This is a genomic window from Streptococcus sp. 27098_8_91, from assembly GCF_041432385.1.
Classification (GTDB): Bacteria; Bacillota; Bacilli; order Lactobacillales; family Streptococcaceae; genus Streptococcus.
The window spans coordinates 1-22,941 of record NZ_JAPVZN010000011.1; the positions used below are offsets into that span (position 1 = coordinate 1).

General features: G+C 40.7%; 16 protein-coding genes. 5 read left to right on the forward strand and 11 right to left on the reverse strand.

From position 1 onward, the window contains the following. The 11 genes from O3611_RS08710 to leuS all read right to left on the reverse strand — a co-directional run. Positions 1 to 6,475 (reverse strand): accessory Sec-dependent serine-rich glycoprotein adhesin (locus O3611_RS08710; protein ID WP_371608390.1); only part of this gene is annotated, 6,475 nt, incomplete at its 3' end. Positions 6,476 to 7,049: 574 nt separating this feature from the next. Beyond that, positions 7,050 to 7,622 carry a nucleotidyltransferase family protein gene (locus O3611_RS08715; protein WP_371608391.1) on the reverse strand — a complete coding sequence of 191 codons (573 nt, stop codon included), beginning with the start codon at positions 7,620 to 7,622 and terminating at the stop codon, positions 7,050 to 7,052. Beyond that, on the reverse strand, positions 7,603 to 8,601 hold the full coding sequence (gene ruvB, locus O3611_RS08720) for a Holliday junction branch migration DNA helicase RuvB (RefSeq protein WP_080979360.1): 999 nt from the start codon (positions 8,599 to 8,601) through the stop codon (positions 7,603 to 7,605). The genes O3611_RS08715 and ruvB overlap by 20 nt, the downstream gene beginning before the upstream one ends. A 366-nt stretch (positions 8,602 to 8,967) precedes the next feature. Beyond that, positions 8,968 to 9,321, reverse strand: a complete 354-nt coding sequence (locus O3611_RS08725; RefSeq protein ID WP_371608392.1) for a type II toxin-antitoxin system RelE/ParE family toxin — start codon at positions 9,319 to 9,321, stop codon at positions 8,968 to 8,970. After that, a complete protein-coding gene (locus O3611_RS08730; RefSeq protein ID WP_371608393.1) occupies positions 9,311 to 9,595 on the reverse strand; it encodes a type II toxin-antitoxin system RelB/DinJ family antitoxin in 285 nt (94 codons plus the stop codon). Before O3611_RS08730 ends, O3611_RS08725 begins: the two co-directional genes overlap by 11 nt. Before the next feature lie 536 nt (positions 9,596 to 10,131). Continuing rightward, a complete protein-coding gene (locus O3611_RS08735; RefSeq protein WP_371608394.1) occupies positions 10,132 to 10,554 on the reverse strand; it encodes a GNAT family N-acetyltransferase in 423 nt (140 codons plus the stop codon). Between the two features lie 11 nt (positions 10,555 to 10,565). Beyond that, on the reverse strand, positions 10,566 to 11,258 hold the full coding sequence (locus tag O3611_RS08740; protein ID WP_371608395.1) for a GNAT family N-acetyltransferase: 693 nt from the start codon (positions 11,256 to 11,258) through the stop codon (positions 10,566 to 10,568). A 121-nt stretch (positions 11,259 to 11,379) separates the two neighbouring features. Further along, complete coding sequence (locus O3611_RS08745; RefSeq protein ID WP_371608396.1) at positions 11,380 to 11,793, reverse strand: YjdF family protein; 414 nt, start codon at positions 11,791 to 11,793, stop codon at positions 11,380 to 11,382. 141 nt (positions 11,794 to 11,934) lie between these two features. After that, positions 11,935 to 13,167, reverse strand: coding sequence for an acyl-CoA thioesterase/BAAT N-terminal domain-containing protein (locus O3611_RS08750; protein WP_315640037.1), 1,233 nt, complete (start codon positions 13,165 to 13,167; stop codon positions 11,935 to 11,937). 56 nt (positions 13,168 to 13,223) lie between these two features. Beyond that, entirely contained in the window at positions 13,224 to 13,679 is a 456-nt protein-coding gene (locus O3611_RS08755) for a MarR family transcriptional regulator (RefSeq protein WP_315640039.1), read from the reverse strand. 90 nt (positions 13,680 to 13,769) lie between these two features. After that, a complete protein-coding gene (gene leuS / locus O3611_RS08760) occupies positions 13,770 to 16,271 on the reverse strand; it encodes a leucine--tRNA ligase (RefSeq protein WP_371608397.1) in 2,502 nt (833 codons plus the stop codon). A 239-nt stretch (positions 16,272 to 16,510) separates the two neighbouring features. On the opposite strand from leuS, the gene O3611_RS08765 reads away from it, so the two are divergent. The 5 genes from O3611_RS08765 to dapD all read left to right on the forward strand — a co-directional run bounded on the left by O3611_RS08765 (position 16,511) and on the right by dapD (position 22,893). Then, a complete protein-coding gene (locus O3611_RS08765; RefSeq protein WP_075229583.1) occupies positions 16,511 to 17,527 on the forward strand; it encodes an NAD(P)H-dependent glycerol-3-phosphate dehydrogenase in 1,017 nt (338 codons plus the stop codon). 25 nt (positions 17,528 to 17,552) lie between these two features. Further along, positions 17,553 to 18,449, forward strand: coding sequence for a UTP--glucose-1-phosphate uridylyltransferase GalU (gene galU / locus O3611_RS08770; RefSeq protein ID WP_371608398.1), 897 nt, complete (start codon positions 17,553 to 17,555; stop codon positions 18,447 to 18,449). A 147-nt stretch (positions 18,450 to 18,596) separates the two neighbouring features. After that, entirely contained in the window at positions 18,597 to 21,101 is a 2,505-nt protein-coding gene (gene pbp1b / locus O3611_RS08775; protein ID WP_371608399.1) for a penicillin-binding protein PBP1B, read from the forward strand. Positions 21,102 to 21,198: 97 nt separating this feature from the next. Then, on the forward strand, positions 21,199 to 22,110 hold the full coding sequence (locus O3611_RS08780; protein WP_371608400.1) for a DMT family transporter: 912 nt from the start codon (positions 21,199 to 21,201) through the stop codon (positions 22,108 to 22,110). Positions 22,111 to 22,194: 84 nt separating this feature from the next. Beyond that, positions 22,195 to 22,893 (forward strand): 2,3,4,5-tetrahydropyridine-2,6-dicarboxylate N-acetyltransferase, encoded by a 699-nt coding sequence (dapD, locus tag O3611_RS08785; RefSeq protein ID WP_371608401.1) that lies wholly within the window; start codon positions 22,195 to 22,197, stop codon positions 22,891 to 22,893. Positions 22,894 to 22,941 lie beyond the last annotated feature (48 nt).

Below are 22,941 nucleotides of genomic sequence, written 5' to 3' on the forward strand. Positions count from 1 at the left end.
CTGACGTGCTGGCTGATTGGCTCGCACTGGTTGACGCTGATTCAGATGCCGATGTGCTTGCGGATTGGCTCGCACTTGTCGATGCTGACTGACTAGCTGATGTGCTTGCTGATTGGCTCGCACTGGTTGACGCTGACTGGCTAGCTGATGTGCTTGCTGATTGGCTCGCACTTGTCGACGCCGACTGGCTAGCTGAGGTGCTGGCTGATTGACTTGCGCTTGTTGAAGCACTTTGGCTTGCAGACGTGCTTGCTGATTGGCTCGCACTTGTCGATGCTGACTGACTAGCTGATGTGCTTGCTGATTGACTTGCGCTTGTTGAAGCACTTTGGCTTGCAGACGTGCTTGCTGATTGGCTTGCACTGGTTGACGCTGACTGGCTAGCTGATGTGCTTGCTGATTGGCTCGCACTTGTTGACGCTGATTCAGAGGCCGATGTGCTTGCTGATTGGCTTGCACTGGTTGACGCTGATGTACTGGCACTAGTCATTGCACTCACTGATGCGCTTGTTGACGCTGACACTGATGCACTGGTTGACGCTGACTCAGAACGATATTTCTTGTCTGAAACAGTTTCATCTTGACTATAAACCGTTGGTGCATATGGTTGATTACCAGATGTTACTTTAGCGTTATCTTTATAATAAACCGTTGCAACACCGCTGTCACTTACATCGATGCTAGAAATACGATCACGACCGTTCGGAGTCACTTTATCATGAGCTTTTCTGATTTCTTCGCGAACTTTGTCCTTATCAGATTCTGATAAATGATTTTTATCCTTGACTTCAGTCAAGTCAATCGCAGGTTTTTTAAACAAATTCTGCAACTGATCTTGTTGAATACTAATTTCTCCTACAGCAACACTGTTTCCACTAGGATCTGTAGCAATTAGCCAACGTCCCCAGTGATTCCCTGAGCTCCACGCAAGATCTTTATTGGCAACCGCATTAATTGTGAAGGTGGTTTGGTCATCATTGGTCAAGGTATTGATAATATTTGTGATAGGACCAGTTCCCCACTCAGGTCTGTTTTCGAAGAAGTCCGTCAAGTCTGTTCTATTACCAGAGACCTTCAGTGTGACTAATTTACCACTATTATCTTTACCTGTATAAGTAATCTGGATCTTGTCCCCAGCATAGAACAGATAACGACCATTGCTATCTTTCTTAGGCTCTTGACCATTTACTGTTACAGTATAGGTAATTGTTGGTTTCACACGTTCAGGAGTAATCGTTGCAGTCGTTGTAGACGAACTCAAGGTTTCAGTTCCACCACTTGGAAGTGTTACTGTTTTTTCTTGCTTAGCTGTCACATCTCTAGTCGGAAGGAGACCATTGTTGCCATCGTAAGCTTTTTGTAGTTCTGCAGGTTCAAAGGTAACACTTGATTCGTTATCTTTAGCTGTCTTGGTAAATGTATGACCTGCTAATGTGAGCGTAACAACTGCTCCAGGTGTGACATTGGTCACAACAATTGAACGATTTGGCAAACCACCCGTTTCGTTGGTAGAATTAACTGAGATAACTGGCGCTTGTGGGTTTACCTTAATAGTCACATCTACTGTTCTACTATTAGCAGCTCCACTATAGGAACCTTGCGGAAGAGTGACTGTAACTTTTTTCGTATAAACCCCAGGGTTTGCCAGCATAGCGTCATCAGGAGCCTGGACCCAACTAAATGTTGTTCCTGTTGGGAAGGATACACTTGTATTCGAATTTTTAAGCGCCTCTCCTGGATTTTTAATAATCTCTGCTAATGGAGCCTTATTTCCCACAGTTGTAACATACTCCTGTTTAGCTACAGGATCAACAACTGTATAATCAAAGCTTGTCTGACTTGTCAAGGCTGGATTGCTTGTTGAAACATCCCCAAAACGTCCTTTTGGATAAGTGGCAATTAGCGTATAGGTTGTATGGTGACTGACAGGTTCCAGATTCACAACCTCTTTAGTCGTATACCATACTTCACCAAAAGTCGGGGTTCCAACAGCAGTTGTTTGCTCAGCCCCTGTGTTATTTAACTTATATTTATAAGACCATTTGGTTCCTGTTGGAAGTTCATTAACATTGGTATACAAATAAGAATCTCTACCAATATTATTAGCCCAATTTCCTCCATCAACTTTACTAAGGTTAGCTTCTTTCGTTCCTTTAAAGGCATAGAACTTACCTGTCACACCATTGTAAGTTTTAGCTTCTACTTTTGGATAAACAGTATATTTATAAGCAATATTTTTAGATACACCTTTAGAATCGGTAACCGTCAAAGTAGCTGTTTTATCACCAGGTGTTGATAAATCTAGAGTTCCTTGTTTCCAAACCACACTTGTATTTGAAGGTAATTCTGTGCCATCAGCTGAGCGAATAAAGTCACGAGCTGTCAAAGCCGCAGGATTCTCTCCAGCAACTGCGTAAAATGGTGTTTCTGTTCTTGTTTTATAATTTTGCTCTAGTGTAGGGGTAACTGTTCTTGTTGTTCCATCTTTATAGGTAATCAACACATCCCCATTACTCTGTTGAGTATAGGTTTTGATTCGATGTTTAGCCTGTGGATATGCCTTTTCAACCGCAGTTTTGATAGTCTTTTTATCTGTATCAGTTAAATTGCTGATATCTCGAACTGTTATTGGAGGAATCTTCATTTCACCCAATCTATCTTTCAACTGACCCTGTTTCAAAACAAAGGTAGTTCCGTCTGATCGGAGATTTGAAAAATCATCTGCAGTTATAGAGCGTGTAATTTTATTTCTGGAATCATAGCTCAAGTCAGAATTAATAGTACCTGTAACAGTTGTCACAGCTGGTTGGTTAGCAGTAGCTGTAGTCTTAGCTGTGACTTTATTGATAACAGTTGTTCCCCATGTATCATTATGGAAAAGATTGTTAATTGCAGGAGTTCCTGGGTCTCCACCACGAACTTCTGTATTTTGGACGACACCACTATTATCTTTGAACTTAGCTGTAAATTCTAATGAATCTCCAGAGTAGAACGTGTATTCAGGAGTACCATTATTCATTTCTTTAGGAGCAGCTGACCATGTGTTATCGTCATTCTTTACTTTGACTACCGTATCAATAACTTGTGGTTTTTCTGTTTCAGGTGTAATAGCAACTGTTCTTACATCTGATTCCAAAGTTTCATTCGCATTCGTTACAGGATTATTAAATACCTTACTTTGTTTAACTGTTACGTTTCCTGTTGGAAGCAATCCATTACTATCTGCGACTTCGGCTGGAGTGAAAGTCAAGCTCGTTACATTAGCACCAGCTGTCTTAGTAAGAGTCTTACCACCAATTGTCAAGGTTACCGTCGCACCTGGAACAACATCTGTAACGGTGATTCCTTTATTTGGCAGACCACCTGTATTTGTCAATTGATCAGATGAAATTTGCGGTGGGTTCGGTCTGACTTTGATGGCTACAGGAACATTTGTAGCATTCCTTGATTGAGTTGTTGAACCTTGCGGTAAAGTAACTGTAACTTCTTTCTTAAAGATACCCGGAGTTGCAGCATCTGGTGTTGATACCCAACTATAATCTGTACCAGTCGGAATTGCTACACTAGTATCAGAATTTTTAATTGCATTACCCGGATTTGAAATAATGCCATTTAGCGGAGTTGTATCCCCAACTTTTGTAGTATACTCTTGATTAGCTACTGGATCAACGACTGTATAATTAAACTTCACTGTACTTGTTAACGCAGGATTTGAAGTTGTTACATCACCAAGTCGCCCTTTTGGATAGGTAGCTCTCACTGTATAAGTTGTACGGTGAGACACAGGGTTAGCATCTGTTGTATGCCAGACATCGCTAAATCTAGGTGAGCCATCCTGTCTACTTACTTGCGCACTTGCATTGTTATTCAGTTGATACTCATAAGAAAATGTCGCTCCTGAAGGAAGGGAATCGTTATTGAGATAAAGATATGAATCTCCACCAATATTATTGGCATAGCTTCCTCCAACAGTTACATCTTTACCTGGAACTGCTTTAAAGGCATAAAATTGACCAGTAACTCCATTATTGGTTTTGGTTTCAATCTTTTGGTAAACTGTGTAATTATATGTTAAATCCGTAGTAGTTTTATCTGGGTGAGTTACCGTTAAAATTGCTGTTCGACTACCTACTGCCATCGTAGGAGCTTGTCCGTTTTTCCAAGCAAATGTGGTCCCTTGAGGTAAACTAGAAGCTCCACCAACTGGACGTACAAGACTACTTAGATTTATATCAGACACAGACTCACTACTTACCGCGTAGAATGTATCAGTCACCTTTTCAACACCATATTTTAGTTTTGAATTGACTGTATCCTGAGTACCATCTCGATAAGTAATGGTTACAACGCCATTATTGGCCACACTTAAGGAACCTTCTTCAGTCCCTTTTTTATAGTCAGTTGAGCCTACACCTGATCCTGTACCTGAAAGAAGACTAGCATTGGCTGTTTTAAAATTAGCCAACACTTGCTCTTTTTCCGTTGGACTTAAATTTGTTTTATCATTAACTGTAACAGTGTCACCACTCACAGGATTTTGTCGCTCATTGAACCCTTTGATATTGACAGTCATACGTGCTGTAGTTGTTTGATTGTCACTATCTGTTACAACATATTCAAGAATATGCGCGCCAGTAGCAAACGGCTTCCATGTTCCATTGTCTCGACCAATGGTACCTTGTATATTTACCGTATAAAGCTTTGGATAATAGAGAAGCCGTCCCAGTTGATACACACCAAAATCACCAAGGACTCCCTGTTTACTCCTTGGATAATTAGGGGCATTCAAGCCTGTAATAATTGTATTATTAGGTCCTGCAGCTAATGTTTTCAACCCCCTGTCATCACGCATTGTCATGCTGATTGTGGAAATAGAATCGTCATTATAATAGGTAACATCTGCAGGCAAACTAATCGTAGGTCGCTGAGATGCCGCACGGCTCTGACCTGTTTCCCCAGTCGTAACGGTTGAGCTCATTGAGCTACTATAATTCCCAGAAGCGTTAGCGCTTGTAAACGGTTGACTACTTGTCGCCACTTGAGCATTCAAAGTAGCTGCACTTGAACTATTGTTCACCGTCGCATACACCAATATTGTCGCTTCAAGGTTTCTATTCAAATCATGGCGCTTGTTGAATACATATTCATTGCCAGATCCACCACGTTTCTCCATTGGTTCTCCATTAAAAAGAACACGAGTGATGGTTGTGTTTCTATCCACTTGCGCGATCAGACCTGCGTAATTAAGCGGACTCTGCGAGTGCATTTTGATTGTCCAGACAACCTCACGATTGGAACTTGAATAACTACCTTGGCTAAGTTGAGCTGTGGTGTGATTGTTTACCGCAATCGGAGAAATTCCTCGGAGATTTTCTCCCGTTGCCATTGGTTGTCCATTACGGCTATCACGTTGGCCAGAGGTTGCACGTGAAACCGCATTGGCGATAGAGTTGCGAGCTGAAGTAGCTGTCTTGACAGCTGTTCCTAGGTCAGCGTTTGGGTCCTTGAGAGCAGATTCAATCTCAGCAATAGCAGATTTCACCTTAAGAATGGCTGAGCTTGTATCTGGAAGGTCCACGGCTTTAGCTAGGTATTCTCCCATTTCTGCTGAAAGTGCTGCCAGTTTCTTACGGTCTTCTGCTTGCTTTTTAGCGCTCACTTCTGCAGTCGTTGTCGCAGCAAGAGTCGCTGTTGTGGTTGCTGTCAGACTCGCATTTTGACTTGTGAAGTTTTCTGCAGTTGAAAGAGAACTAGAAAGATCAGGATTGACCTTAATATCGCTAGCCTTAACTGTGGCTCTGGATGTTCCGTCATTACTGATAGCATCTTCGCTAGGAGCCGTCTGTGAACCTTCTACATGCGAAACCTCAGAGAGGGAACTGCTTGCAACAGTCGAAGCACTATCTGATGTTGAGGCAGAATCGTTCAATGAAGATGAGATACTAGCTGAAGTTGAAGATGAAACACTGGCACTAGTGCTAGCTGATGTTGAGGCACTTACGGACTCGGATGCACTTGTTGAGGCCGAAATAGAGGCACTTGTAGAAGCAGAGATTGAGACACTCTCACTAACAGAGGTAGATGTTGAAACAGACGTTTGCTGCTCCTCATCTTTATTGACAGTTCCCAAAACAACCTGATCAGAATTCACTAGATTGTCAGTACCATCCACGACTTTCTCTACAGCCAGCTGTTCATTGGCATGGACTTGCGTATGAGTGGCAACTCCACCACCAACAACGGCCCCCGCGGCAACTATCCCCTTGAGGACATCTATCCCAGTTAAAGAAGTTGAGACACGATCTTCCACAACTTCAGTTGTCACCTGAGCAGTATCAACACCACCACGAAGAACCTTGAACAAACCAAAAAGAGAGGTAGATGCTCGAAGCCAGTGTTTCCCTGACTTGATCAATTTATACCTCGTTACTCGGTCTGTTTCTCTATATCGTCCTTCCTGACGTCTAAAAAACATGTTTTTTCTCCTTGAGTTTATTTTTTATAAAAAACTAAATACCAAAACATCCTTAAGATACACAGCCACGTTACATGGATATTTTCTCTTTTTTCACCCTGACAAGCAATGGTGTAGTCTTAAAAAATTTTTGATATAGAGCTCAATCTATAACACTTTATTATAGCACACTATAGGCTTCTTTGTCCAAAGATTAAGTTGAAAATAGATTAACACAAACGCCTTGAACTTTTTGTAGATTTTCCCTGATTGTAAGATTCTTTTTTGTCCAATAATCATCTGTTTACCTTTAAAAAATCAAATATTATTGTAAAAAATCAGTAAGATGAAATAAAATATAAACAAATTGACCAGAAAGAAGAGTCAGATCAATTTCTAAAAATATTTTAAAATCCGTAGCGTACTATTCTAGGTTCAATCTACTATATGTCGAATCATTGATCCATCAAAAAAAGCCGCCTGATTGGGCGACTTAATTTTTTATAGGGAGATTATTATGAAAAAGTTTTAGGAGTATAAGTTAAGGTCTTTTTAACTTATGAGATAAGTATACAGCTCCTATCTTAAAGTTTCCTTAAGTATTTTTAGCTGTGAGATTTTTCCTTTTTTCTTGCCAATTTTTCTTGGATAAACGCTTTTGATAGAGCTTCATTCGATCTTGATTTTCTAAGAAATGGGGAGTTGGAGAAACCTGAAAGTTCAAAATATCCTCCAAACCATAAGGGGTAAAGAGCTCTAAAGTTGCGTCAGCTTGCAAGCGAAGCCCTACTGCCGTACAACGTTCAGGATACTTACTCATGGCATCGCAGGAATTTCTATACGGTTCCGTATGGGGACTATGCTGATGCATATAGACTTGATTTTTCAGCTCCCACTGATACTGGGGAAAGTCCTCTCTCAACTGGCTTTCTATAGTCAGCGTTTCTTCGTAACTCACCTCTGGGTCAAAGAAAATCACATCCACATCCGTTTCACGGTCAAAGGGTGGCTTATCTGACAAGAGATTCCAGATAAAATTTCGGACCGAACCAGCTGCCAACCAAGAATCTTTCAACTCCAAGTCACGGATGATGGTCAGAATAGCCATCATGTCAGGATTTTCTCTAAAAGAGTCTAAGATTTCAGCCTTATTTTTCAATGTATTCATACCCCAAATGTTCATATGCCTTAGCTGTCGCGACCCGTCCTGAACGAGTTCGCATGATAAAGCCTTTCTGGATCAGGTAAGGTTCATACATATCTTCTACCGTCTCACGCTCTTCAGCGATATTAACAGAAAGTGTTCCTAGACCGACAGGACCTCCACCGTACATCTCAATCATGGTGCGGAGAATTTTCTGGTCCACATAGTCCAAGCCTTCATGGTCTACATCCAGCATGGTCAAAGCCTTGTCCGTAATCCCATCATCAATCAAGCCATCGCCCATAATCTGCGCAAAGTCGCGAACGCGCTTGAGGAGACGATTGGCGATACGAGGAGTTCCACGGCTACGGAGGGCCAACTCAGAAGCTGCCTCATGAGTAATTTCCATCTCAAAAATATCTGCCGTCCGCTCGACAATCTCTGTCAAGTCATCATGGGCATAATACTCCATGTGACCAGTAATTCCAAAACGTGCACGAAGAGGATTCGACAGCATCCCTGCTCGTGTCGTCGCACCAATCAAGGTAAAAGGTGGTAATTCTAGATGGACACTGCGACTACCTTCCCCCGCACCAATCATGATGTCGATGTAGAAGTCTTCCATAGCACTGTAAAGCACCTCTTCCACCGACATGGGCAAGCGATGAATCTCATCAATAAAAAGAACATCTCCTGGCTCCAAATCATTCAAAATCGCAACTAAATCACCGGCTTTTTCGATAACAGGACCAGACGTTTGCTTGAGATTGACTCCCAGTTCATTGGCAATGACAAAAGCCATGGTTGTTTTCCCGAGACCTGGAGGGCCAAACAAAAGAACATGGTCCAGCGCCTCATCACGCATTTTTGCAGCTTCAATAAAGATTTGAAGCTGATCCTTGACCTTGTCCTGACCGATATATTCACGTAAATATTGGGGACGGAGGGTACGCTCCACCAACTCCTCATCACCCATGATTTCATTATCTAAAATTCTACTCATGTTCCTATTATAGCAAAAATCCAGCCTACAAACAAAAAAGCCACCGAATTTGGTGGCTTCATTAGGGAGATTATTATGAAAAAGAAAAGTTTAGGATTTTATTAAATAAAGTTAGGAGGTCTTTACTTAATAACTGTATGATACAAGAGAAGACTTAAAATTAACTTAAGATTTTCTAGTTTTTACTTTTGTTCAAAAATAATAAATACTAATTAAAAATTGCTAAAAGCAAACAAGAAAAAAGCCACCGAATTGGGTGACTTTATTAGGAGATTATGATGAAAAAAGTTTTAGGATTTCTATTAAATAAAGTTAGGAGGTCTTTATTTAATGGTCACATGATACAGGATAAGACTTAAAGTTAGCTTAAGATTTTGAACTTTTTTTATTGTCTTTTTGTAGTAAGGTAACATAGTCACTCTTGGTATGAAATAAATGGGAGAGAAAAACAGTCTTTTGTGTCTGATCAATAAAGTAAAGCAAAACGTATTGATCTATAATTTTTCCTCGTGTAGGATGCTTACTATTAATCTTTACACCGATTTTCTCATCTGCATCAAAACCAGCCTCAGGAAAGATTTCTAGACTTTTTAAGCCATCTAAAATTTTTACTACAGTATTTTTCGCAGATTGAGGGGCTAAAAGTACCGTAGCTATATATTCGTGTATATTGTCGATAGCTTGTTCAACTTCTTTTGAAAGAATCACTTTATAAGCCATAGCGTGCCCTCACATTGTCTAGGGAAGTTCCTTCACCTGCCTCATATTCTCTCAAGGCACGTTCAGATTGGGCTTGTAGTTCAGCAATTAACTGCTCTCTATGCAAATCTTCGGCCGTCTTAATAGGCAAATCTTGCTCTAGAACTATTTGCTCCATAAATAAAGAAATAGCATCTGTCATTGTCATGCCCTTTTCCTTGATAATATTTCGAGCTTGTTCCATAGTAGCTTCATTCAGTTTAAAATTGTATTGTTTCGATATGCTTATAGCCATGATATATCTCCAATCTATACGTTATAGATTGATTATATACTAGATATAGATTTTCATCAAGAAAAAGTATTTTTCCATAGTCTTACTTCCTCACAAAATACTATATTGTTACACGAGATTTCCACGACAATCTTCTTTTTGAAAAATTTAATTCTTTCATATTTCGATACCTTTTGATAAAATCACGATAAATCAGATACTTTTTATCAGGATCTCAAGTAGGTCATTAAAAAGTTTAATAACACTAATTTTAAAGGCATCAATATGTTCAATACTAGGAAGAATATAAGACGATCTTTGTATTATATGGATATCCGCGTTTTCCTTGACACGAACTTTTAATTTTGTTCAAAACAACGAATACAAATGAAATATCGCTGAAAGTCACATAACAAAAAAGCCACCGAATTGGGTGACTTTATTAGGAGATTATGATGAAAAAAAGTTTAGGATTTCTATTAAATAAAGTTAGGAGGTCTTTATTTAATGATTACATGATACACAAGCAGACTTAAAGTTAGCTTAAGTGAAAAAGATTATTTTAATTTTTTTCGGTCCACCCAAATCATGCCCGTACACTGGAAACTAGATAAGTCTTCAAACCCCAGAGAACGATAGAATCCAAGAGTCTTTTCAGACTCTTCTGTCACTAGTTGGACTTGATAGGCATCCTTATAATCGGATAAAGCCTGCTTTATCAAGGTGCTGCCAATTCCTTGACGCTGATAGGTAGGCAAGACAATCAAATCCTGAACAAAAACTGAAGAAAAACCGTCTCCTATCAAGCGAACTAGACCAACAATTTTCTCACCATCACGCGCTAGATAAATGGCCAGTGAATGAGTCAGAGCCTGGGCCAACATTTGGAGCTGATTTGTATAATTTGTCCAACCAACTGCCTGGTAGAGATGCAAAACATCATCAAGTGAAACAGATGTTTCTTTTGTAATCTTAATCATAGCAAACCTTTCTAACATTCTCTAAGGGATTTCAACTGTTGCCCATTTTCATCAAAATTATCTGGACTCAACCACGATTCAAAACGCGCTTTAACCCTTGGCCAGTCCTTATCAATCATAGACAACCAATCCGTATCTCTAGTACGCCCTTTATAAATAACAGCTTGACGGAAGGTTCCCTCGTAGATAAAGCCCAAACGTTCTGCTGCTTTTCTAGAAGGTAGATTTAGCGCATCACATTTCCACTCATAACGGCGATAGTTAAGCTCTTCAAAGACATAACGAGCTAGCAAATAGTGGGCCTCTGTTCCCATCCTTGTCTGTTTGAGAGCCGGAGAAAAGGTCACCGCGCCAACTTCAATCACGCGATTAGCTTGGTCAATACGCATGAGAGAAAAAGTCCCCAGCGCCCTTCCAGTCACTTTATCGATAATCGCATAATAGAAGCGATCCTTGCGCTCAATCATCTGCTTCATAGCAACAATTAATTCTTCAAGATTTTCTACTGGTGGTTGAAAGAGATAGGTCCACATCTCTTGAGGTGATTCTGGACCATAAACAGCCAGCAAATCCTCCGCATGCTTTTCCACTGAAAGAGCTTCTAGAATCGTATACTGTCCTTCTATCCGTACAAGTGACGGTAAAACTCCAGGTGTGTCGTCTACAGGTTCACCAATCATCTGGCCATATTCATTTACTGGCATAGCTTTCTCCTTGTCTCACACTTATAAGTTTAAAGATGTGAATAGTATATCACATCTCACACATAATATTCAAAAAATCCTCCAGTTTATGGAGGATTGATCAAATATGGGAACGAGTGAGTTAATGCCCCCTGTGCTTCTCTCTACGTTTTTGCTGTTTGCGTTCGAATTTCTCTTGTTTGAGCAATTGCTTTTGGACACTAGATTGATGTTTTGAAATCTTTTTCCTTTCCTCATACTGCAACTGCAATAGTTCTTTCGACGTGGAAGAAACTTTTTGATTTACTTGTTTCCTCACCATTCGTTGTAATCGTTTAGGATTCTTGATTTTTACATGTTGCTTAATTGTAGTTTCTGGACTAAAAGATAATTGAGTAAACTGAGTCTGTAAAATCTCTAGAATTTCATCATCTTTTGGCTCCTGACCAAATGTCACACGACAAACTTGATAAGTTTCTCGATACACTTGTTCAAACAAACCATGCCAAAATCCATCTTCAAAATAAACTGTCAATCCAATTGAAATTGTTTCCACGACAGCACCTCCTTAAATCTATCCCTAAGAATGGACTACCAAGGAGGAAGGTTACTGATAGGCTTGCCTACGTCTGGACTACCAACCAGAACTGTGTTTTTATCTTAGTTGGGACTATTATAGCATATTTATAATCTTATGTTATTGCTTCTTCAAATACCTATCAAAAAAATGAATCGTAGCCAACCAAGAATCCTTACTCTCTTTCATCAATAAACGCCAATCTTTTCGATAACGGTGATTTGGTTGATAAGCCACTGTCAACATGTGACCTGTTTCATGATATTTTTTAAATGTAATGTGGTGTCCTTTATAATCTGAGACAATATCATCAATTGCTGACGAGGCATCCCATATTTCATCAACAGTACTTCCGAGCAATAAGATTGGTGAATGCATTTGACCAATATCTATCTTAGCAGTACGATCTTTAGGGAAGCTTTTTCTAAAAAGTTTGCTGAATAGATAATCTCTAAGTCGAAACTTTTGATAGGGAAGTTCTCTTTGCAAATACGTCCAAGAAGAAGTATGGGAGTTCCATTTCCCTTTTATCCCTTCATACACCACATCAGAGGGTGAATTTAGTACCAAACATTGAACGTCATTAAAAATGCTCTCCTCAGCTAAAACTAACTCTGCTCCCTTAGACCGTCCATAGATTCCAATTCTTTCACTATCTACTTGATGATGCTGACGTAGATAATCCTTTGCTTCCACAAGGCACTCTAAAGGAATACGTTCCAAATGTTTTGGCAACCCCTCTAAACCAAAGTAGGCAACTGCTAGGCAAATATAACCTCTAGAAGATAGAAGCTGAGCTATATTCTGTGCCTTTTCAATCCTTCCTTCACTACCGCTCACAATAATCAATGCTGGTGCTTTTATTGCCTTTTTATCATAAAAGAGTCTCCCTTGAAAATGTTGCCCGTAAATATCTTGATGGCTAATTTGCGAACTCATGTAATGTCTTGTGAAAGTTCTCTCTGCAATGACAGTACTTCCTTGCATAATTTTGACTTCCACAAAAAAATGATCTAATAAGGGAATTTTAGAAAGAGAGTTTGACAGTTTCTTTTTCTTATTGGTCAAGGGCTTGGCATTAAAGAATAACCCCTTTGTTGCAATATCTTCATCAGAGCCAGAACAAGATGGAGTTTGTGAAATATCAATAATACCATTCTTATCTGATACAAAAGTCGCTGTTGATTTCCATAAGACATCATGAGCTAATAGCATGGGAGCATTGATACAATAATAATCGGATAGAAACATTTCGACTCGATAGGTTTCTCTTGGTTTTAAGCCATCGATGAAAATATTAAAAGATTCGTCTGCTAAATCAGACTCTGAAATCAGTTCAATTTTTATATTCATATCTTCCTCTTTTTGTTAATATGATTAACAATATAGTTTTAAAATTACCGTGATTTTTACCACGGTAATTCTCGCCATACCTTTTCAACATCATCCATCAATTTCACAACTGTTTGAAGCTCCTCCTCGCTATAGTTGTTTAAAACTGAAAAGACCGATTCTTCAATATATGCTTGTTGCTCCTTATGGATTTTAAAAACTTCGATACCTTTTTCAGATAATCTCAAATATTTATTTTTCCCATTATTCGGAGCAAAATCAAAAACAACTAAATTTTTTTGAATTAATCTCCTAACACTTTGAGTTATTGCACTTCTCGAAACTTTTAATAATTCAGATAATTTCACTAGATTTAAGGGCTGATTTTTCCCAATCACAACAATCAAATGTACCTCATTCAACGTAATGGATTTGTCAATACTAATTTTATGTTGTGTTTTTTTTAACTGTTCAAACGCTAAAATAAATCTATTGAAACGATTATTAAATGTAATAAATTCTTTTTTATCCATAATCTCTCTTTTCTTTGTTAATTATATTAACAAAATAGAAACTTCTTGTCAAATAAAAATCCTCCAGATTCTACTCTGAAGGATTCATTTTTATTTCACAACAATATTCACAAGCTTGTTAGGGACACTAATCACCTTCACAATTTCTTTGCCATCGATCTCTGCCTTAACTTTTTCGTTAGCCAGAGCCACTTCTTGCAATTCTTCACGTGAAAGGTCCTTCGCAACCATCAATTTAGCACGGACTTTACCTTTGATTTGAACGACGATTTCGACTTCGTCTTCAACCAATTTGCTTTCGTCCCATGTTGGCCAAGCCACGTAAGAGATAGACTCACCTGTTGCTGCGACTGTTTGCCAAAGTTCTTCTGCCAAGTGAGGCGCAAATGGGGCGATCAATTGGATAAAGCCTTTGGCGTAATCCACATAGAGTTTGTCTTCCTTATTAGCCGCATTGACAAAGACCATGAGTTGGGCAATGGCTGTGTTGAATTTCATAGACTCGATTTGCTCTGTAACAGATTTAACGGTTTCGTTGTAAACCTTGTCAAGAGCGCCATTGTTTTCCGCAACGATTTCTTTACTTGTAATCAAACGGTAAACACGGTCAAGGAATTTACGGCTTCCTTCCAAACCTTCTTCAGACCAAGCGATGGAAGCATCAAGTGGCCCCATGAACATTTCATAGACGCGAAGGGTATCCGCACCGTATTGTTCCACCACATCATCTGGGTTGACAACGTTCTTGAGGGATTTAGACATCTTGGCTGGTGCTTGCTCCAACTCTTCCCCTGTTTCCACATGGAAGAAGGAACCGTCACGTTTTTCAACCTTGTCAGTTGCCACAAGTGCGCCACGGTGGTCACGGTAGCTAGTTCCCAAGATCATTCCTTGGTTAAAGAGTTTTTGGAATGGCTCCTTAGTCGGTACAACACCAAGGTCATAGAGGAATTTATGCCAGAAACGAGCGTAAAGCAAGTGAAGAACGGCGTGTTCTGCACCACCCACATAGATATCTACTGGCAACCATTGTTTGAGAAGGTCCTCATCGGCTAATTTCTCAGTGTTGTGTGGATCGATATAGCGGAGGTAGTACCAGCTTGAACCTGCCCATTGTGGCATAGTGTTGGTTTCACGACGACCTTTAACACCATCTTCACGAGTCACTTCAAGCCAATCTGTCAAGTTAGCTAGTGGACTTTCACCAGTACCTGAGGGACGGATATCCTTGGTTACAGGCAAGACAAGTGGCAATTCACTTTCAGGGACAGCTGTTGAAGTTCCATCTTCCCAATGAATGATTGGGATTGGTTCACCCCAGTAACGTTGACGGCTAAAGAGCCAGTCGCGGAGGCGGTAGGTAACCTTTTCTTGGCCAAAGCCTTTTTCTTCCAACCAAGCCACAATTTTAGCAATGGCGTCTTCTTTATTCAATCCATCTAGGAAGTCAGAATTAACATGAAGTCCATCTTCTGTGTAGGCAGCTTCTGCTACATTTCCACCTTCCAGCACCTCTACGATTGGAAGGTCAAATTGTTTGGCAAATTCCCAGTCACGTTGGTCATGAGCAGGTACAGCCATTACCGCACCTGTTCCATAACTAGCAAGAACATAGTCCGCAATCCAGATTGGAATTTCCTTGCCGTTGACAGGGTTGATGGCATAAGCACCGGTCCAAACTCCTGTTTTTTCCTTGGCAAGGTCTGTACGAGCCAAGTCTGATTTCAGACTAGCTTGGTGTTTATAGTCTGCTACAGCCTCTGCTTGCTCTGGGCTTGTGATGGCATCTACTAGTTCATGTTCAGGAGCCAAAACAGTGAAGGTTGCACCAAAAAGTGTATCTGGGCGAGTGGTAAAGACGGTGAATTCCTTGTCTGTTCCTTTTACTTTGAAAGTGACATTGGCACCAGTTGATTTACCGATCCAGTTGCGCTGCATATCTTTGATAGACTCTGGCCAATCAAGCTCATCCAAGTCATTGAGCAAGCGCTCCGCATAGGCAGTGATTTTAAGCATCCATTGGCGCATTGGTTTACGGACAACCGGATAGCCACCACGCTCAGATGTTCCATCTGGAAGCACTTCTTCGTTGGCGATGGCTGTTCCCAATTCTTCAACCCAGTTTACTGGCACTTCAGCTTCATAAGCCAAACCTTTTTCGTAAAGCTTAGTGAAAATCCATTGCGTCCACTTGTAGTAGTTTGGATCCGTTGTGTTGACTTCACGATCCCAGTCGTAAGAGAATCCAAGCGCATTGATTTGGCGTTTGAAGTTGGCAATGTTTTCTGCTGTGAATTCCGCTGGGTCATTTCCTGTATCCATAGCGTATTGCTCTGCAGGCAAACCAAAGGCATCCCATCCCATTGGGTGAAGGACGTTGTAGCCTTGGGCGCGTTTAAAACGGCTGAGGATATCAGTCGCTGTGTAGCCTTCTGGGTGTCCTACGTGCAGACCCGCTCCAGATGGGTAAGGGAACATATCAAGCGCATAAAACTTAGGTTTTGAAGCATCTGTCCCCGTCTTAAAAGTGTGATGGTCAGCCCAGTATTTTTGCCACTTAGGCTCGATTTCTTTATGATTGTAAAAACTCATAGCGTCTCTCCAATTTTCGTGATGCTCCTATTATACCATTTTTAGGGGGAATATTGTTTCTCTTTTCGTGATTTTATTGTTTTGACCCATGAACACCCTATTATTCTACTGTCATTTTTTCAATTTCTTTCTCAGATACATAAATAGTCTGACAAAAATTTCTTAATGAATTCTATAGATGCAAGATAGTGCTTTTTGTGGTAGAATGTAGGAAAGAGCTTTCTCAGAAGGAGGAAAAGATGAACAAACAAACCATCGCAGTTTTAGGACCTGGTTCTTGGGGAACTGCCCTATCACAAGTCCTAAATGACAATGGTCATGAGGTACGTATTTGGGGAAACATTCCCGAGCAAATCAACGAAATCAATACACATCATACTAACAAACACTATTTTAAAGATATTGTCTTAGATGAAAAAATTGTAGCCTACCAAGACCTAGAAGTAGCTTTGAAGGATGTAGATGCTGTTTTATTTGTCGTCCCAACCAAGGTTACACGACTAGTTGCCCAACAAGTGGCTGCCGTTCTTGATCATAAAGTGGTCGTCATGCACGCATCAAAAGGTCTTGAACCGAATAGTCACAAACGTCTTTCAACCATTCTTGAAGAAGAAATCCCTGAAGAACTTAGAAGCGAGATCGTCGTCGTATCGGGGCCTAGCCATGCCGAAGAAACCATCGTACGCGACATTACCTTGATTACCGCCGCATCTAAGGATTTAGAGACAGCCCAGTATGTTCAAGAACTCTTTAGCAACCACTACTTCCGTCTTTATACCAATACAGATGTCATCGGAGTAGAAACAGCTGGCGCGCTTAAAAATATCATCGCAGTGGGAGCTGGTGCCCTTCATGGACTTGGATTTGGAGACAATGCTAAAGCTGCTATTATCACGCGTGGCCTTGCAGAAATTACCCGTCTGGGGGTTAAACTTGGAGCAAACCCATTAACTTACAGTGGTCTTTCAGGTGTTGGTGATTTGATTGTTACCGGAACTTCTATCCACTCACGTAACTGGCGAGCTGGTGATGCTCTGGGGCGTGGGGAAGCCTTGGCAGATATCGAAGCTAACATGGGAATGGTGATTGAAGGGATTTCAACGACCAAAGCGGCCTACGAGTTGGCACAAGAGCTTGGAGTCTATATGCCTATTACCCAAGCTATCTACCAAGTTATTTATGAAAATGTAAATATTAAAGATGCTGTTTCTGAACTTATGAACAATGAGTTCAAGGCAGAAAACGAGTGGTCTTAAACCACAGTTAGAAAGGAATCTCATGATGCAAAAAGTTAGAAAAGCCGTTATCCCTGCCGCAGGACTTGGAACTCGCTTCCTTCCTGCTACCAAAGCCTTGGCTAAGGAAATGCTACCAATCGTAGATAAACCAACCATTCAATTTATCGTTGAAGAAGCTCTTAAGTCTGGTATTGAGGATATTCTTGTTGTCACAGGGAAGTCAAAACGCTCAATCGAAGACCATTTTGACTCAAACTTTGAGCTAGAATACAACCTCAAAGAAAAAGGAAAGAATGATCTCTTGAAACTTGTTGACGAAACAACTGGCATGCGCCTCCACTTCATCCGTCAAACTCACCCACGTGGACTCGGAGATGCCGTTTTGCAAGCCAAAGCCTTTGTTGGGAATGAACCTTTTGTAGTTATGCTTGGGGATGACCTCATGGATATCAATGATGACAAGGCTACCCCATTGACAAAACAGCTTATCAATGACTATGAAAAAACTCATGCTTCTACCATCGCTGTAATGCCTGTCCCACATGAAGAAGTCTCAGCCTATGGTGTCATCGCTCCTCAAGGAGAAGGCAAAGATGGACTTTACAGTGTTGAAACCTTCGTTGAAAAACCAGCACCTGAAGATGCACCAAGTGATCTAGCCATTATTGGCCGTTACCTCCTCACACCAGAGATTTTCGGTATTCTTGAAAATCAAACACCAGGAGCAGGAAATGAAATCCAGCTAACAGATGCTATCGATACCCTAAACAAAACCCAACGAGTATTTGCTCGCGAGTTTAAAGGCTCACGTTACGATGTTGGAGATAAGTTTGGATTTATGAAGACTTCCATCGAATACGCTCTCAAACATCCACAAGTCAAAGAGCACTTGAAGGACTACTTGATTGATCTTGGAAAAGAACTTTCAGGAGACAAATAAACAATTTACCAAACAGTCAGATTTAGTTTAAATCTGGCTTTTTTGATGTCTAAATCCCAAGAACCAATCCCTATCTAACCCCCATTCTAAGCCTAATTTCTTGCAAGAGATGCTTTTATGGTATAATAATAAAGAGTGAGGAATTCTATGAACAAACATGTAACAAGAATCAAACAAAAAGGACTGGCCTTACTTCGGTCTCTAAAATTAACAACTTCCAAAAAAAATCCAGATAAAAATAAGAAAGTCAAAACAAAACTAACCATTTGGACTATTGGGGCCAAGATTTTACTTGGAATAAAAGCAACTTTTAACACACTTTTCATCCTAGCTTTTATTGGCGGTCTCCTCGGGACTGGGGTTGTTTTGGGGTATGCTGTTTCTCTCTTTGATCAAGTTAGTGTCCCTCAAACGGAGGATTTGGTTAAACAGGTCAACAATATTTCATCTATTTCTGAGATTCGCTATGCAGATGGTTCTATGATTGGGGCTATCGAGAGCGATCTTTTGCGAACATCTGTCGCATCCGATGCCATCTCAGAGAATCTCAAGCAAGCTATCGTTGCAACCGAGGACGAACACTTTGCAGAGCACAATGGTGTCGTTCCTAAAGCTGTCATTCGTGCCAGTCTAGGAAACTTTATCGGCCTTGGTTCTTCGAGTGGTGGTTCTACCCTAACACAACAGCTCATCAAACAACAAGTAGTTGGTGATGCTCCTACGCTTGCTCGTAAAGCTAGTGAAATCGTAGATGCTCTAGCCCTAGAACGTGCTATGAATAAGGATGAAATCCTGACTACCTATCTAAATGTTGCACCTTTTGGTCGCAATAACAAGGGGCAAAATATCGCAGGTGCTCAGCAGGCTGCAACTGGGATTTTCGGAGTGGATGCTAGCAAACTAACCATTCCTCAAGCAGCTTTCCTAGCAGGTTTACCACAAAGCCCTATTTCCTACTCACCTTATGAGTCTACTGGTGAGATGAAGAGCGAAGAAGATATTGAACTTGGAATCAAGCGCTCAAAAGATGTTCTCTACAATATGTACAGAACTGGAGTCCTTAGCCAAGAAGATTACGAAACCTATAAAGCGTACGATATTAAGAAAGACTTCTTGCCAGCAGAAAATGTCAACGTAACTGCTAAAGGTTTCCTCTACTTCTCTGCCCTCGATGAAGCGACGAACCTCATGTATGATTATCTAATCAAAAAAGATAACGTCTCTGCACCAGAACTAAAGAACGAATCTATCCAGAAATCTTATCGTGAATTAGCCAAAAAAGAAATTCAAAACGGCGGCTATAGTATTACAACTACTATTGATAAGGCTATTCACACGGCCATGCAAGATGCAGTCGCAAACTATGGCTATCTAGTCGACGATAATACTGGTCAACCTGAAGTCGGAAATGTCCTGATGGATAACCAAACCGGTGCTATCTTAGGATTTGTCGGCGGTCGTGATTACCAAAGCAACCAAAACAACCACGCCTTTAATACTAAACGTTCCCCTGCTTCAACTACTAAACCAATCCTAGCCTACAGTATTGCCATTGACCAAGGCTTGATGGGAAGCGCAAGTGTCCTATCTAACTATCCAACTAACTTCTCTAACGGAAATCCGATCATGTATGTCAATAGTTCTGGTACTGCCATGATGAGTCTGAAAGAAGCTCTCAATTATTCATGGAACATTCCTGCTTACTGGACCTATCGTACGCTCCGTGAAAAGGGAGTCGATGTTCGTTCCTACATGGAAAAAATGGGCTACGAGATTCCAGAATATGGCATTGAAAGTCTTCCTATGGGGGGAGGAATCGATGTCACTGTAGCCCAACATACAAATGGCTACCAAACCTTGGCTAACAATGGTGTTTACCATAAGAAATACATGATTTCAAAAATCGAGAAGACCAGCGGCGAGGTTATCTATGAGCACAAAGACGAACCTGTACAAGTCTACTCTAAAGCAACTGCAACCATTATGCAGAGCTTACTAAGAGATGTTATTTCTTCCCAAGTGACTTCAAGCTTCCAGAGCGATCTTGCCGCTATCAACCCAAGTTTGGCGGGTGCTGACTGGATTGGTAAAACTGGTACGACCAATGAAGATGGCGATATGTGGCTCATGCTTTCAACTCCAAGATTAACCCTTGGTGGTTGGCTTGGTCACGATGATAACCGACCACTCGGTAAAGGTGCAGGACACTACCGCAATGCAAAATATATGGCTCATCTGGTAAATGCCATTCAACAAGCAGCCCCTTCTGTTTGGGGGACAGAACGATTCAACCTTGATTCAAGTGTCACTTCATCTCAAGTCCTCAAATCAACTGGTCAAAAACCAGGTAAGGTTACCATCAACGGTAAAGAAATTAATGTGACTGGTGAAATGGTGACAAGTTACTGGGCTAACCAAGCTGGTGCTCCGACTACTACTTATAGATTCGCTATTGGTGGAAGCGATGCAGACTACCAAAATGCTTGGAACACCATTTTAGGAAGTCTGCCTAAAGCATCCTCTTCCTCATCAAACAATAGCAATAGCAGTAACAGTAATAACAATAATAATCGTAATAATACTTCTAATAGTAACGTGAACAGTAATAGTGGCTCTAGTTCCAATAATAGAAGCAGCAATCAACAGCGCTAACTAGCACAATCATTGAGAGTGGGAAAGAAAATTTCTGAAAGAAATGATTTTTCTCCACTCTCTTTTTTCTTTTTTCATTTCATGGTACAATAGCAACATGAATAAATATCAAAAGAATATTTTTAAGGGAACCATTTATTCTCTCCTATCTGGCTTGATCTGGGGAATCTGTGGAATCTTAGGAGAGTACTTTTTTTCACATTATCAAGTATCTTCAGGGTGGATTACTTCTATGCGTCTACTCGTCGCAGGTGGTTTCGTAATCGTCTTATCTAGTATAAAACTCCGGTCCCAGCTCTTCGAGATCTGGAAAAATCGAAACAATTACCTTCCTTTTCTCGCCTATGCCATCTTAGGGATCTTCTCCGTTCAGTATTTCTTCTATCTCTGTGTAGAATACTCTAATGCAACAACGGCAACTATCCTACAATTTATCAGCCCTGTTTTCATTCTTCTCTACAACCGTATTATCTACAAGAAAAAAGCTTCTAAAAAAGCGATCTTCTATGTTCTGACTGCTATGCTTGGGGTCTTTTTGATGGCTACCAAAGGCGATTTGTCTAAGCTATCCATCACTCCTCTTGCTTTACTGACTGGACTTCTCAGTGCCCTAGGCGTCATGTTCAATGTCATCTTACCCCAACGCTTTGCTAAAAAATACGGTTTTGTGCCAACTGTTGGTTGGGGAATGATTATCGCTGGACTTTTTAGTAATTTTCTCTACCCTGTTTATAAGATTAGCTTCCAGGTTGATGCCATCAGTATCTGTATTTGTTTGACCATTGCCTTTTTGGGAACTGCTTTTGCCTTTTTCCTATCGATGAAGGCTGTCTCTCTCGTTTCCCCATTGGTGGTGTCGGTCGTTAGCGCAAGCGAACCTCTATCCTCTGCTATTCTAAGCGTTCTTTTCCTTGGCATGGTTCTGGATGGTTTCTTGGTACTGGCCATGATTTTGATTATCGTTCCTATGATTTTCTTGTCCATCGAAGAATCTAAATCCAAGAATTAAACACCTTCTTTTAACACTTAAGGCTTCAAAATTGAAGCCTTTTTTGGTAGAATAGTAAGCATTACAAAGAGTGAGGAGACACCTATGACTGCTACAAAAATGAATGCACAAGAAATTATCCAATTTATCGCAAATGCTGAGAAAAAGACCAGTGTAAAAGTGACCTTTGAAGGGCAACTTGCTGGAGCTATCCCTGCTTCTGTTATCAAGCTTGGGAATGTTCTCTTTGGAGACTGGAAAGATATCGCTCCACTTCTTGAAGGATTGACAGAAAACAAGGACTATGTTGTTGAACAAGACGCTCGCAACTCTGCTGTGCCTCTCCTTGATAAACGTGATATCAATGCGCGTATCGAGCCAGGTGCTATCATCCGTGACCAGGTTGAGATTGGCGACAACGCTGTTATCATGATGGGGGCTGTTATCAACATCGGTGCTGAAATCGGTGCTGGCACTATGATTGATATGGGAGCTATCCTTGGTGGACGCGCTATTGTCGGTAAAAATAGCCACGTGGGTGCAGGCGCAGTCCTTGCAGGTGTTATTGAGCCAGCTAGTGCTGAGCCTGTTCGTGTCGGTGACAATGTTCTCATCGGTGCTAACGCTGTGGTTATCGAAGGTGTTCAAATCGGTAGCGGTTCTGTTGTTGCAGCAGGAGCCATCGTCACTCAAGATGTTCCAGAAAATGTTGTGGTAGCTGGTGTCCCAGCTCGTGTTATCAAAGAAATCGATAGCAAAACCCAACAAAAAACAGCGCTAGAAGATGCGCTTCGCACCTTGTAATTAGTAACAGAGGCGGAAATGTTTCCAGCCTCTTTATCGTTTCACATA